Origin of the sequence: uncultured Mycobacterium sp., assembly GCF_964249325.1 — a bacterium.
GTDB lineage: Bacteria > Actinomycetota > Actinomycetes > Mycobacteriales > Mycobacteriaceae > Mycobacterium.
This window is the reverse complement of the sequence record NZ_CAXUCH010000118.1, coordinates 1-13,133: the sequence shown is the minus strand read 5'-3', so window position 1 is coordinate 13,133 and position 13,133 is coordinate 1. Positions and strand designations below refer to the sequence as shown.

Genomic DNA, 13,133 nt, shown 5'->3' with positions numbered 1-13,133 from the left:
GGGCTGACGGCGTTCACCAAAGCGGGCGGTCGCATCGTCGAACGTGTCGCGGCGACAACCGATCTGGTCATCGACGGTGTCGTGGGCATTTCGGGCAAGGGCGCATTGCGCCCGGCGGCTGCCGATGTGTTCGCCGCCGTCGACGCCGCCGGCATCCCGGTGGTCGCCGTCGACATCCCCAGCGGGGTCGACGCGCACACCGGCGCCATCACCGGCCCAGCCGTGCATGCCGCACTGACCGTCACGTTCGGCGGGCTCAAACCCGTGCACGCGCTCGCCGACTGCGGTCGCGTGCGGTTGGTCGACATCGGGCTCGATCTGCCCGACCCCGATGTCCTCGGCTTCGAGGCCGCCGACGTCAAGGCGCGCTGGCCGATACCCGGACCGCACGACGACAAGTACACACAGGGTGTGACGGGCATCCTGGCGGGCTCGTCGACGTATCCGGGTGCGGCGGTGCTGTGCACGGGCGCCGCGGTCGCGGCCACCTCCGGCATGGTCCGCTACGCCGGCAGCGCGCATCGCGAGGTACTCGCGCATTGGCCCGAAGTGATCGCATCGCCCACCCCCGCCGCGGCTGGGCGGGTGCAATCCTGGGTCGTCGGCCCGGGTCTGGGAACCGAGGGAACCGGCGCCGCGGCGCTGTGGTTCGCGTTGGACACCGATCTGCCAGTGGTCGTCGACGCCGACGGGCTCACGCTGCTGGCAGCTCACCCAGACCTCCTGGCAGGCCGCGACGCCCCGACTGTGCTGACCCCTCACGCCGGCGAATTCGCCCGCCTGGCCGGTGCTCCACCGGGCGAGGACCGCATCGGCGCCACCCGCAAGCTCGCCGACGCGTTCGGCGCCACGGTGCTGCTCAAGGGAAACGTCACCGTCATCGCCGAACCCGGCGGGCCGGTTTACCTGAACCCGGCCGGGCAATCCTGGGCGGCCACCGCCGGCTCGGGTGACGTCCTGTCGGGCATGATCGGCGCGCTGCTGGCGGCGGGACTTCCCGCCGGTGAGGCGGCAGCGGCCGCGGCCTTTGTGCATGCCCGCGCGGCCAACCTGTCTGCCGGCGATCCCGGTCCCGGGGACGCGCCGACGTCGGCGTCGCGAATCGTCCCACACATCCGAAACGCCCTGGCTAGCCTGTAGCGCCCGAGAAAGGATCCGTCGTGCCGCACCATCCGTCCCTCCCGTCGCACTCCATTGCCCCCGCCTACACGGGCCGCCTGTTCACCGCCCCGGTGCCCGCGTTGAGGCTGCCCGAGGAATCGATGGACCCTGAGGCCGCCTACCGGTTCATCCACGACGAGTTGATGCTCGACGGCAGTTCGCGGCTGAATCTGGCCACGTTCGTCACCACCTGGATGGATCCTGAGGCCGAGACGTTGATGGCCGAGGCGTTCGACAAGAACATGATCGACAAGGACGAATACCCGGCGACCGCGGCGATCGAGCAGCGCTGCGTGTGCATGGTGGCCGACCTGTTCCACGCCGAGGGGCTGCGCGATGACGATCCGCACAGCGCCATCGGGGTGTCGACCATTGGGTCGTCCGAGGCGGTGATGCTGGGGGGGCTGGCGCTGAAGTGGCGGTGGCGTCAGCGCGTCGGTAAGGACTGGAAGCGGCGGACACCCAACCTGGTCATGGGCTCCAACGTGCAAGTCGTGTGGGAGAAGTTCTGCCGCTACTTCGACGTCGAACCCCGCTATCTGCCGATGGAGAAGGGCCGCTACGTCATCACACCCGAACAGGTCGTCGAGGCGGTCGACGACAACACCATCGGGGTGATGGCGATCCTGGGCACCACCTACACCGGTGAGTTGGAGCCGGTCGCCGAGATCTGCGCGGCGTTGGACAAGCTGGCTGCAGGCGGCGGCGTGGACGTCCCGGTGCACGTCGACGCAGCCAGCGGCGGCTTCGTGGTGCCGTTTTTGCACCCGGATCTGGTGTGGGATTTCCGGCTGCCCCGGGTGGTGTCGATCAACGTCAGTGGCCACAAGTACGGCCTGACCTACCCCGGCATCGGGTTCGTGGTGTGGCGCAGCCGCGAGCACCTGCCCGAGGACTTGGTGTTTCGGGTCAACTACCTCGGCGGTGACATGCCGACCTTAACGCTGAACTTCTCCCGTCCGGGCAACCAGGTCGTCGGTCAGTACTACAACTTTCTGCGGCTGGGCCGCGACGGCTACACCCAGGTGATGCAGTCGCTGTCGCAGACTGCGCGTTGGCTGGGCCATCAGCTGGCCGTCGGCGAACATTTCGAGCTGATCTCCGACGGATCGGCGATCCCGGTGCTGGCGTTCCGGTTGGCCGGAGACCGCGGCTACACCGAGTTCGACGTGTCGCATGAGCTGCGGAGCTTCGGCTGGCAGGTGCCGGCCTACACCATGCCGGACAACGCCACCGACGTGTCGGTGCTGCGTATCGTGGTCCGCGAAGGACTCTCTGCTGATCTGGCGCGCGCACTGCACGACGACGCGGTGACTGCGCTGGCCACGCTGGACAAACTCAAACCCGGCGGGCACTTCGACGAACAGCATTTCGCGCACTGACCGCCCGGTGACGATGCGGGCCGCGAGCGACCCGAGGAGGAGCCGGGCAATCAGGTCGAGCGGTCGCGGGGTCTGGGACAATCGAGACGATGCAGACGACTCCCTTGGTCCCGAAGTCCGAAGACCTGATCGCCGAGGCTGTGGTCGACCTTGAGGCCATCGCCCACAACGTGCGGGTGCTGCGCGAGCACGCCGGACCCGCGCAGGTGATGGCCGTCGTGAAGGCCGACGGATACGGCCACGGCGCCACCCGCGCTGCTCGCACCGCATTGGCGGCCGGGGCGGCCGAACTCGGTGTCGCCACCATCGCCGAGGCGCTCGAGTTGCGCGCCGACGGCATCACCGCACCGGTGCTGGCGTGGTTGCACCGCCCCGGGACCGACTTTGCCCCCGCGTTGGCCGCCGACGTGCAGATCGCGGTGTCCTCGGTGCGCCAGCTCGAGGAAGTGCTCGACGCGGTGCACCGGACCGGCCGCACAGCGACGCTGACCGTCAAAGTCGACACCGGCTTGAACCGCAACGGTGTCGGGGCGGCGCAGTACCCGGCCATGCTGACCGCGCTGCGCCAAGCCGCCGCCGAGGACGCCATCCGCCTGCGAGGCATCATGTCGCACCTGGTGTACGCCGACGAACCCGACCATCCCACCAACGAACTTCAGTACCAACGGTTTTGCGACATGCTGGCCCAAGCGAAAAGTGCCGGGGTGCGGTTCGAGGTAGCTCACCTGTCGAACTCGTCGGCCACGTTGACCCGACCCGATTTCGCGTTCGACACCGTGCGGCCGGGGATCGCCGTCTATGGGCTCAGCCCCATCCCCGAACGCGGCGATATGGGCCTCATACCGGCAATGACGGTGAAATGCCCTGTCGCGCTGGTGCGTTCGATTCGGGCCGGAGAAGGCGTGTCTTATGGACACACCTGGTTCGCCGACCGCGACACCAATCTGGCGCTGCTGCCGATCGGCTACGCCGACGGGGTGTTCCGCATGCTGGGCGGGCGCCTGGAGGTGCTGATCAACGGCAAACGACGGCGCAGCGTCGGGCGGATCTGCATGGACCAGTTCGTCGTCGACCTCGGTCCCGGCCAGCTTGACGTGGCTGAAGGTGATGAGGCGATCTTGTTCGGGCCTGGCACAGGCGGCGAACCCACGGCGCAGGACTGGGCAGATCTGCTCGGCACCATCCACTACGAGGTGGTGACCAGCCCGCGAGGGCGCATCACCCGAACCTACCGCGGGGCCGAAACCGTTGAGCGGTGACGGCGACGGGCATGCGCGCAAGGCACAATGGCTAGCCGGAGCGGCGGGACTGGGGGCGTTGAGCACGATCGCCGCGGTGTCGGTGGCGCGCTCGATGATGCAGCGCGCCGGCACCGAAGACCCTTATGCCGGCGAAAATTTCGAGGCGCTGGACAGCGACCGGAGCTACGTGGTGACGACGCCGGACGGGGTTCCGCTGGCGGTGCGCGAGGTAGGGCCGGTGGACGCGCAGCTGACGGTGGTGTTCGCTCATGGCTTCTGTCTGCGCATGGCCGCCTTCCATTTTCAGCGCATGCGGTTAAGCGACGAATGGGGTCCGCAGGTCCGGATGATCTTCTACGACCAGCGCGGCCATGGCCGTTCTGGCGAAGCCTCGCCCCGCACCTACACGGTGGCCCAACTCGGCCGGGACTTGGAAACGGTGCTGCAGGTGATCGCGCCGCGCGGGCCGGTCGTGCTGGTCGGCCATTCGATGGGCGGCATGACCGTGTTGTCGCATGCTCGCCAGTACCCGCACTACTACGGCGAGCGGATCGTCGGCGCAGCATTGATCTCCTCGGCGGCCGAAGGTGTTTCCAGCTCGTTGTTGGGGGAGATCCTGAAAAACCCCGCGTTGGAGGCGGTCCGTTTCACTGCCCGCTCGGCGCCCAAGCTGGTGCATCGCGGCCGCAAAGCGGCGCGTTCACTGATCAAACCGATCCTGGTGGCCGCATCCTACGGCGACGAGAAGATAAGCCGGAGCGTGGTGGCGTTCTCGCAGAAAATGATGTACGGCACACCGATCACCACGCTCGTGGAGTTTTTGCATGCGTTGGAAACCTTGGACGAAACCGCGGCGCTGCCGACACTGGCGCAGATCCCGACGCTGATCGCGTGCGGCGATCGCGACATGCTGACGCCGGCCGAGTATTCCCGAGAGATGGCCGAGGCGCTGCCGGATTCGGAACTGCTCATCGTCGAGGGCGCCGGTCATTTGGTGCAATTGGAAAAGCCGGACGTCATCAACGACGGACTGGTCCGGCTCGTCAAGCGGGTCAACCCGCCAAGCAGGCTGAAGTCGTTGACTCGGAGGTGGCGTGAGCGAGCCCGCCGCAATGGTTGAACTGGAGCCGTCATGCGGCGACCCGCAGCGCCCGGCTTCGCCGCGCTCGCGATCGCCGCAATCGGGTACCGCGACGCTGCCCAGCGTCGAGGACACTGTCGCGCTTGGTTCGCGACTCGGGCAGCAGCTGCGCGCCGGCGACGTGGTGGTGCTCTCCGGCCCGCTGGGCGCCGGAAAAACCGTGCTGGCCAAAGGGATCGCTGCCGCACTGGACGTCGACGGGCCGGTCATCTCGCCGACGTTCGTGCTCGCGCGCGTGCATCGCGCCCGGCGCGCCGGCGCTCCGGCCATGATCCATGTCGACATGTACCGGTTGCTCGACCACAGCGGCGCCGACCTGCTGGCCGAGCTCGACTCGCTGGACCTGGACACCGAACTCGACGAGGCGGTCGTGGTGGTGGAGTGGGGCGAGGGACTCGCCGAACGCCTATCCGAGCGGCACCTCGACATCCGGCTGGAGCGCATCAGCAACTCCGATGTACGAATCGCGACCTGGCGGTGGACCGCATGACCGGCATGCTGGTGCTGGCCCTCGACACCGCCACCCCGGCGGTCACCGCGGGCATCGTGGCGCGCGTCGGCGTGCGGCTCGACGTGCTGGCTCAGCAGGTCACCGTCGGCGCTCGGGCGCACGCCGAACGGCTCACCCCCAATGTGCTGGCCGCGTTGGCCGACGCCGGGATCGGCATGACCGACCTCGACGCAGTTGTGGTGGGCTGTGGGCCCGGCCCATTCACCGGTCTGCGGGTGGGGATGGCGACCGCCGCCGCCTACGGGCATGCGCTGGGCATTCCGGTCCACGGAGTGTGCAGCCTGGACGCCATCGGCATCCAGACCAGCGGCGACACGCTGGTGGTCACCGATGCTCGTCGCCGCGAAACTTATTGGGCCCGTTATCGGGACGGCGTTCGCATCGATGGACCGATGGTCAGTGCGCCCGCCGACGTCGACCCGGGTGCCGCGCAGGCGGTGGCCGGCTCACCCGAGCATGCGGCGCCGTTCGACCTGCCGCGGTGTGAGCCGGTGTATCCGACACCGGCCGGACTGGTCGCCGCGGTGGGCGACTGGTCGCAACCCCAGGCGCCGTTGCTGCCCTTGTATCTTCGCCGCCCGGATGCCAAAGCGCTTGTGCCACAGGAAGTCCCGCGATGAGAGCCCACGACGCCGAGCCGGTGACCGTCGACGCGCTCACCATCGCCGACGCCGACCGGTGCGCGCAGTTGGAGGCCGAGCTGTTTCCCGGTGACGATCCGTGGCCGGTGGCGGCGTTCGCCCGGGAACTGGCCGCCGAGCACAATCACTATGTTGCCGCCCGCACCGCTGACGGCCTGGTCGGTTACGGCGGCATCGCTCGGCTGGGCCGCAAACCGCCCTTCGAGTACGAAGTGCACACCATCGGCGTCGCCCCGGCGTATCAGGGCCGGGGCATCGGCCGTCGGCTGCTGAACGAGCTGCTGCGCTTCGCCGACGGCGGCGCTGTTTACCTCGAAGTGCGCACCGACAATGAGGCGGCGATCGCACTTTATCGCAGTGTGGGGTTCGTCAACGTCGGCTTACGCCGACGCTATTACCGGGTCAGCGGCGCTGACGCCTACACCATGCGGCGGGATCCCACATGACTGTCATTTTGGCCATCGAAACCTCTTGTGACGAAACCGGTGTCGGCATCGCCCGGCTGCACGACCACGGCGGGGTGACGTTGCTGGCCGACGAGGTGGCCTCCAGCGTGGATGAGCATGTCCGGTTCGGCGGCGTGGTCCCCGAGATCGCATCGCGGGCGCATTTGGAAGCGCTCGGCCCGACCATGCGGCGCGCGCTGGCGGGTGCGGGCGTGCGCAAACCCGATGCCGTCGCGGCCACCATCGGTCCGGGTTTGGCGGGCGCGCTGCTGGTGGGAGTGGCTGCGGCCAAAGCATATTCGGCTGCCTGGGGGGTGCCGTTCTACGCGGTCAACCACCTCGGCGGGCATCTTGCCGCCGACGTCTACGAACACGGGCCGCTCCCGGAGTGCGTGGCGCTGCTGGTCTCCGGTGGCCATACCCACCTGCTGCACGTGCGTTCGCTCGGCCAGCCGATCGTCGAGCTGGGCGGCACCGTCGACGACGCCGCCGGCGAGGCCTACGACAAGGTGGCGCGGCTGCTGGGTCTGGGGTATCCGGGCGGCAAGGTGCTCGACGACCTGGCCCGCACCGGTGACCGCAACGCAATCGTGTTCCCGCGCGGTATGGCCGGGCCCAACGACGACCGGCACGCGTTCAGCCTCTCCGGGCTTAAGACGGCCGTTGCGCGCTACGTCGAAAGCCACCCCGATGCGGCCACCGCCGACATCGCCGCCGGCTTCCAGGAGGCGGTCGCCGACGTGCTGACGATGAAGGCCGTGCGCGCCGCCACCGAACTCGGTGTGTCGACGTTGCTGATCGCCGGCGGGGTGGCGGCCAACTCGCGGCTGCGGGAACTGGCCGAAGAGCGCTGCCGCGACGCCGGGCTGACATTGCGGATTCCCCGGCCTCGGTTGTGCACCGACAATGGCGCGATGATCGCGGCGTTTGCAGCGCATCTGGTCGCGGCAGGCGCCTCCCCGTCACCGCTGGACGTCCCGAGTGATCCGGGTCTGCCGGTGGTGTGCGCGCAGCTGCCCTGATCGCCGACGGTTATCGGCTGCCGGTTTGCTGGGTGACGATGAGCAGGTTGTTGCCGGTGGCCCAGGCCTGGCTGAAGGTGTCCATGGGGATTTGTTCGTCACGGCCGTTGGGTGTGCCGCTGTCGTTGAGGTGCACGATGTCGCTGCGGGTGTCGACTCCGGTCACGACGACGGCGTGGTCGGCGTTGGCGCGTTGACCCTCGCCCGGCGGATAGTTCCAGATGGTTTCGGCGTTGACGCCCGCGATCACCTTGTGGCCGCCGGCCAGGTCCTGCTCCAGGCCCTGCATGGTGTTGCCCGTCGTCAGGTCGGACTGGATGCCATATTTCTGCATCAGCACAACCAGGTCTTCGGGCGAGGTGCCGTCGAAGTGGTAGATATCCCCATGGTGGACTTGGCTTTTGGTGAACACCCCACGTAGCACCACGGCGGTTTCGGACGGTTCTTTGCCGGTGAGCTGGCCGATCACGTCGGCCGCGGACATCAGGCCGCAGTCTTGCCCGTGCTGGTAGCGCCAGTAGGGGGCGGCGGCTTGGGGGTTGCCGTACATTTGGCCGTTCGGGTCGGCGTGGCCGTGGGCGACCCCGGCGAATCCCAGGGCGGCCAGGAAGAAAAGCGCGGCCACGCCGATGCGGGTCGCGTCGAGGATGCCGCGGAACATGAGTTCATTCCTAGCATTCGGTCCTGGGCGGATCTTTGGCAACCGCCCGATATGCCCGCTGCCTGCGGATTCCGTTCGGCAGAGGACCCGACGCGTGCGTGGCGGACTGCTCCCGGCCACGGTTAGGCTCGCCCGCACGGCGTCGTGCCCACAGGAAGCAGCGAGGCGGCCTTGAGTGCTAGCACTCTCGTGTATAGAGTGCTAGATGGCAATCGGACAATCCCTGTGTCGGCACCCGCGACGACGACGCGAGGGCACGGACGAATGCCGAACACCTGGTAATCCGACGGCCCGGGACAGCCCGGACCTGCTACCGACAGGGTCCGGGGCCCCGGACCCGATCAAACTAGTGGAGGGCTCTAATCGTGGCGAGCGTGAACATCAAGCCACTCGAGGACAAGATCCTCGTACAAACCATCGAGGCCGAGACCACGACCGCCTCAGGTCTGGTCATCCCCGACACCGCCAAGGAAAAGCCGCAGGAAGGCAAGGTCGTGGCTGTCGGCCCCGGCCGGTGGGATGAGGAAGGCGAGAAGCGGATCCCGCTGGACGTGTCGGAGGGCGACACCGTCATCTTCAGCAAGTACGGCGGCACCGAGATCAAGTACAACGGCGAGGAGTACCTGATCCTGTCCGCCCGCGACGTGCTGGCCGTCGTCAACAAGTAGAAACCGTTGTTCCGCCCCGGCGATCCCCGCGGTGCCCGCGGGCGATTTCCGGGGCGGTGCACATAGCCCAGGATTGAGCCATGAGCAAACTGCTTGAGTATGACGAAACCGCGCGCCGCGCCATGGAGACCGGCGTGGACAAACTCGCCGACGCGGTGCGGGTGACACTGGGCCCGCGCGGCCGTCATGTAGTGCTGGCCAAGGCATTTGGTGGACCGGCGGTCACCAACGACGGCGTCACCGTGGCCCGTGAGATCGACCTGGAAGATCCGTTCGAGAACCTCGGCGCCCAGCTGGTGAAGTCGGTCGCCACCAAGACCAACGACGTCGCCGGTGACGGCACCACCACCGCCACCGTGCTGGCGCAAGCGCTGATCAGGGGCGGGCTGCGCCTGGTGGCCGCGGGCGCCAACCCGATCGCGCTCGGTTCGGGAATCAGCAAGGCCGCTGATGCGGTGTCGGAGGCCTTGCTGGCAGCGGCCACACCGGTGTCGGACAAGAACGCCATCGCGCAGGTTGCCACCGTGTCGTCGCGCGACGAGCAGATCGGTGAGCTGGTCGGCGAGGCGATGACCAAGGTCGGCCACGACGGGGTGGTCAGCGTCGAAGAATCCTCGACGCTCTCCACCGAGTTGGAGTTCACCGAAGGTGTGGGCTTCGACAAGGGCTTCATCTCGGCGTACTTCGTCACCGACTTCGACGCGCAGGAGGCTGTGCTCGAAGACGCGCTGATCCTGTTGCACCGCGAAAAGATCAGCTCGCTACCGGACCTGCTGCCGCTCTTGGAGAAGGTGGCCGAAGCCGGCAAACCGCTGCTGGTCATCGCCGAGGATGTCGAAGGCGAGGCGCTGTCGACGTTGGTGGTGAACGCGATCCGCAAGACGCTCAAGGCGGTCGCGGTCAAGGCGCCGTACTTCGGCGATCGCCGCAAGGCCTTTCTGCAGGACCTTGCCGTGGTCACCGGCGGGCAAGTGGTCGACCCTGATGTCGGAGTGCTGCTGCGCGAGGTGGGCTTGGAGGTGCTGGGCTCCGCACGCCGAGTCGTGGTCAGCAAGGACGACACGGTGATCGTCGACGGCGGCGGCAGCCACGAGGCCATCGCCGAGCGCGCCAAGCAACTGCGCGCCGAGATCGAGACCACCGATTCCGATTGGGACCGCGAGAAGCTCGAGGAGCGCCTGGCCAAGCTGGCCGGCGGCGTTGCCGTCATCAAGGTGGGCGCGGCCACCGAAACCGCGCTCAAGGAGCGCAAGGAAAGCGTCGAGGACGCCGTGGCAGCCGCCAAAGCCGCGGTCGAGGAGGGCATCGTGGCCGGTGGTGGCACCGCGCTGCTGCGGGCCCGTAAGGCGCTGGCCGAGCTGCGGGCGTCGCTCTCGGATGATCAGGCACGCGGTGTCGACGTGTTCTCTGAAGCGCTCAGCGCCCCGCTGTACTGGATTGCCGCCAACGCGGGGCTCGATGGGTCGGTCGTGGTCAATAAGGTCAGCGAGCTGCCCACCGGACACGGCCTGAACGCCGAGACGTTGACCTACGGCGACCTGGCCGCCGAGGGCGTCGTCGACCCCGTAAAAGTCACCCGGTCTGCGGTGCTCAACGCCGCCTCGGTGGCGCGGATGGTGCTGACCACCGAGACGGCGGTGGTGGAAAAGCCGGAGGAAGAAGCCGAGCACGGCCATCACCACGGCCACGCTCACTAGATGGTCGAGACGGAACACTCCCGGCCCGACCGCCGGGGGTGTTTCGTTTTGGGCGTGGCAGTCACCAACAGGTGTAGCCGCCGTCGATCACGATGTCGGAACCGGTCATATAGCTCGACGCGTCGCTCGCGAGATAGAGATAGATGCCGACGAGTTCCTCTGGCCGGCCCAGGCGGCCCAGCGGGATCTTCGGTGCCCACGACGCGTGATACTCGGCGTAGGGCTCCACCAGTTCGGTCAGGATGTAGCCCGGGCTGACGCTGTTGACCCGGATGTTGTGGGGGGCGAGCTCCACCGCCATAGCTTTGGTCAGCTGGATGACCGCCGCCTTCGAGGCGCAGTAGTGGCCTACCGGCTGTGGGGTGTTGATGATGTGGCCCGACATCGACGCCGTGGTGATGATGCTTCCGGCGCGTTGCCGGGCGACCATGGCTTTCGCCGCCGCCTGTGCGGTCAGGAACACACCGTTGACGTTGGTGTTCTGAATGCGCTGAAACTCCTCCAGCCCCATATCCAGCAGGCCGTTGAGGTTGATGATCCCGGCGTTGCACACCGCGATGTCGACCCCACCCAATTCCTCGTCGGCTCTCTTCAGCATGGTGGCCACCAGCTCGGGCTGGGTGACATCGCAAGTCATCGGTATCGCCGTACCACCGTCGGCATTGATCTCTGCGGCCACTTCCTGCAGCGGCTCATGGTGTCGGGCCGCGAGCGCCACCGCCGCCCCGGCTTGCGCGTAGGCCAGCGCCACTTGTTTGCCGACCCCGCTTGACGCGCCAGTCACGAGAGCGTTCTTGCCATGCAGCTCAAAGAGATTCGCGACGTTCACTGCGGCCCGCCACCTCCATCACAACTTAGAACCCAATCCCGCGATCAGGTTGATAGTGACCGCCAAGACGACCGCGCCAAGCAGGTAGGACAGCAGCGCGTGACGCAACACCGTCGCCCTGATGGACGTCAACCCGATCTCGGTGTCGGACACCTGAAAGGTCATGCCCACGGTGAAGGCCACATACGCGAAGTCCCGAAAGCACGGTCGCTCCGGGTCGTGAAAGTTGATTCCACCCGGCTCGTCCGAGTAATAGAGCCGCGCGTAGTGGACGGTGAACAAGGTGTGGACGGCAAACCAGGACGCCGCGACGGTCAGGATGCCGACCACGGCGGCTTCGATGGCTCCGGGCCCCGTGCGCGACGCGGCGGCGACCACGTAACCGACCCCGCCCAGGCTCGCGACGCTCGCCGACACAATCACCGCGTCGGCCGCCCACCGGGTGGGATCCTCCTTGGTCACATATTTGCGGGTTTGTTCAGCGTCCATTCCGCCCAGGATGAGCCGCGTCCACACCACGTACACACCGGCGGTAACGACCCAGCCGGCAAGCGCAAAACGCCAGCCGACCGTGTTGCCCACCGCGAGAGCAACGGTAACTCCGAGCACCGCGGCAACCACTATCCGAACCGCGACCGTCTCGCGGAACAACATCACGAGGGATTTCACAATCCCGACCTAAGCACCCAGCGCCTGCCGTCGTGTGCCGACAGCCGAACAACTGGATGGACTGGCTAGGCGCTGCGGCGGGTGCGCCCGATGTCTCGCTTGAGCAGAATGTCGCGCTCGGTTTCCGACAACCCACCCCAGATGCCGTAGGGCTCACCGACCGCCAGCGCGTGCTCCCGGCACTGCTGGATCACTGGGCAGCGTCGGCACATCTCTTTGGCGCGACGCTCACGCTGCAGACGGGCCCGGCCACGCTCGCCGTCGGGATGGAAGAACACCGACGAGTCGACACCCCGGCACAGGCCGCGCAGTTGCCAATCCCAGATATCGGCGTTGGGTCCAGGTAGCTGCTCCGGCTGTGGCATTTAATTCCCTCTCTACACGTCCATGGGGAAGCACACGCATGACGCGTGACCCATGCAACTGATTCGAGCGGTGTCGGCGATGACAACTCGGCACGAATAAACTAGGGGCGGAGCTGAATTCCAGTCAACAGCGACGAGGCCCGCGGAATGCGTTACCGCAGCTTGAGAATTTACTTCACGTTCATCCGTGTGATGCATTCACCGGCGCAAGCATGCTAATGCGGAGGCCGGTGATGCTGGTATTTTCACTTCCCGTTGACCGGTATCGAACCATTTATAAGCCGATCGGCGTCAGTTGGTTAATATTGCGGTAACCGAGAAACCACAAACTTTTAACTAATGTGTCCCGCGAATATGGGTCGCGACGTATTGACCGAGTCAACTTTGAGCGCTGCCGCGTTCGGCGAGCGGCCCGGCTGCTGGCCGCTGCCGGCGGCGAGCACACCGTATCAGCGGTGGCTGCGTGCCGTCGCGGCCGGCGGCCAGGGTCGCTACGGCAGCGCCCACAGCGACCTGGCGGCGCTGCTGCGCAGCGCGCCGAAGGGGCGGCTGGCCTCGCTTGCGCACAGCACCCAGGGCTCGTTCCTGCGCCAGCTCGGCTGGCATGCGCTCGCGCGGCGCTGGGACGGTCGGGCCTTGGCGCTGGCCGGCGACGACGCCGAGGCCAAAGCGCGCGTGTCAGCGTTCATCGAGAGCCTC

The 13,133-nt window shown here is 67.3% G+C and carries 14 protein-coding genes and 1 pseudogene; 11 read left to right on the top strand and 4 right to left on the bottom strand.

Going from position 1 to position 13,133, the window contains the following annotated elements:
- The 8 genes from ACFE99_RS15295 to tsaD all read left to right on the top strand — a co-directional run.
- On the top strand, positions 1-1,140 hold a 1,140-nt coding region (locus ACFE99_RS15295), incomplete at its 5' end, for an NAD(P)H-hydrate dehydratase (RefSeq protein ID WP_375486691.1).
- A gap of 20 nt (positions 1,141-1,160) precedes the next feature.
- The gene (locus ACFE99_RS15290) at positions 1,161-2,543 is read left to right on the top strand and encodes a glutamate decarboxylase (RefSeq protein ID WP_375486689.1); all 1,383 of its coding nucleotides are present in this window, start codon (positions 1,161-1,163) and stop codon (positions 2,541-2,543) included.
- An 89-nt stretch (positions 2,544-2,632) separates the two neighbouring features.
- Entirely contained in the window at positions 2,633-3,802 is a 1,170-nt protein-coding gene (alr, locus tag ACFE99_RS15285) for an alanine racemase (protein ID WP_375486687.1), read from the top strand.
- A complete protein-coding gene (locus tag ACFE99_RS15280) occupies positions 3,792-4,904 on the top strand; it encodes an alpha/beta fold hydrolase (protein ID WP_375486685.1) in 1,113 nt (370 codons plus the stop codon). The genes alr and ACFE99_RS15280 overlap by 11 nt, the downstream gene beginning before the upstream one ends.
- The gene (gene tsaE / locus ACFE99_RS15275) at positions 4,897-5,415 is read left to right on the top strand and encodes a tRNA (adenosine(37)-N6)-threonylcarbamoyltransferase complex ATPase subunit type 1 TsaE (protein WP_375486695.1); all 519 of its coding nucleotides are present in this window, start codon (positions 4,897-4,899) and stop codon (positions 5,413-5,415) included. The genes ACFE99_RS15280 and tsaE overlap by 8 nt, the downstream gene beginning before the upstream one ends.
- On the top strand, positions 5,412-6,056 hold the full coding sequence (tsaB, locus tag ACFE99_RS15270) for a tRNA (adenosine(37)-N6)-threonylcarbamoyltransferase complex dimerization subunit type 1 TsaB (RefSeq protein WP_375486683.1): 645 nt from the start codon (positions 5,412-5,414) through the stop codon (positions 6,054-6,056). Before tsaE ends, tsaB begins: the two co-directional genes overlap by 4 nt.
- Positions 6,053-6,523, top strand: coding sequence for a ribosomal protein S18-alanine N-acetyltransferase (rimI, locus tag ACFE99_RS15265; protein ID WP_375486681.1), 471 nt, complete (start codon positions 6,053-6,055; stop codon positions 6,521-6,523). Before tsaB ends, rimI begins: the two co-directional genes overlap by 4 nt.
- Positions 6,520-7,545 (top strand): tRNA (adenosine(37)-N6)-threonylcarbamoyltransferase complex transferase subunit TsaD, encoded by a 1,026-nt coding sequence (gene tsaD / locus ACFE99_RS15260; RefSeq protein WP_375486678.1) that lies wholly within the window; start codon positions 6,520-6,522, stop codon positions 7,543-7,545. The genes rimI and tsaD overlap by 4 nt, the downstream gene beginning before the upstream one ends.
- Before the next feature lie 10 nt (positions 7,546-7,555).
- Here the strand turns inward: tsaD and ACFE99_RS15255 are convergent, their stop codons facing one another.
- Entirely contained in the window at positions 7,556-8,206 is a 651-nt protein-coding gene (locus ACFE99_RS15255) for a C39 family peptidase (protein WP_375486676.1), read from the bottom strand.
- A 365-nt stretch (positions 8,207-8,571) separates the two neighbouring features.
- Between ACFE99_RS15255 and groES the strand changes: the two genes are divergently transcribed.
- Together groES and groL are read left to right on the top strand one after the other, a co-directional pair.
- The gene (gene groES / locus ACFE99_RS15250; protein WP_375486674.1) at positions 8,572-8,874 is read left to right on the top strand and encodes a co-chaperone GroES; all 303 of its coding nucleotides are present in this window, start codon (positions 8,572-8,574) and stop codon (positions 8,872-8,874) included.
- Positions 8,875-8,954: 80 nt separating this feature from the next.
- A complete protein-coding gene (groL, locus tag ACFE99_RS15245; RefSeq protein WP_375486672.1) occupies positions 8,955-10,571 on the top strand; it encodes a chaperonin GroEL in 1,617 nt (538 codons plus the stop codon).
- A 61-nt stretch (positions 10,572-10,632) separates the two neighbouring features.
- Here groL and ACFE99_RS15240 read toward each other — a convergent pair whose 3' ends face one another.
- From ACFE99_RS15240 to ACFE99_RS15230, 3 genes are all read right to left on the bottom strand, one after another.
- Positions 10,633-11,400 carry an SDR family oxidoreductase gene (locus tag ACFE99_RS15240; RefSeq protein WP_375486670.1) on the bottom strand — a complete coding sequence of 256 codons (768 nt, stop codon included), beginning with the start codon at positions 11,398-11,400 and terminating at the stop codon, positions 10,633-10,635.
- Positions 11,401-11,418: 18 nt separating this feature from the next.
- Positions 11,419-12,054, bottom strand: a complete 636-nt coding sequence (locus ACFE99_RS15235) for a DUF1345 domain-containing protein (protein WP_375486693.1) — start codon at positions 12,052-12,054, stop codon at positions 11,419-11,421.
- 80 nt (positions 12,055-12,134) lie between these two features.
- Positions 12,135-12,434 carry a WhiB family transcriptional regulator gene (locus ACFE99_RS15230; protein WP_375486668.1) on the bottom strand — a complete coding sequence of 100 codons (300 nt, stop codon included), beginning with the start codon at positions 12,432-12,434 and terminating at the stop codon, positions 12,135-12,137.
- A gap of 354 nt (positions 12,435-12,788) precedes the next feature.
- On the opposite strand from ACFE99_RS15230, the pseudogene ACFE99_RS15225 reads away from it, so the two are divergent.
- Positions 12,789-13,133, top strand: a pseudogene (locus ACFE99_RS15225) (hypothetical protein); the annotation flags it as partial.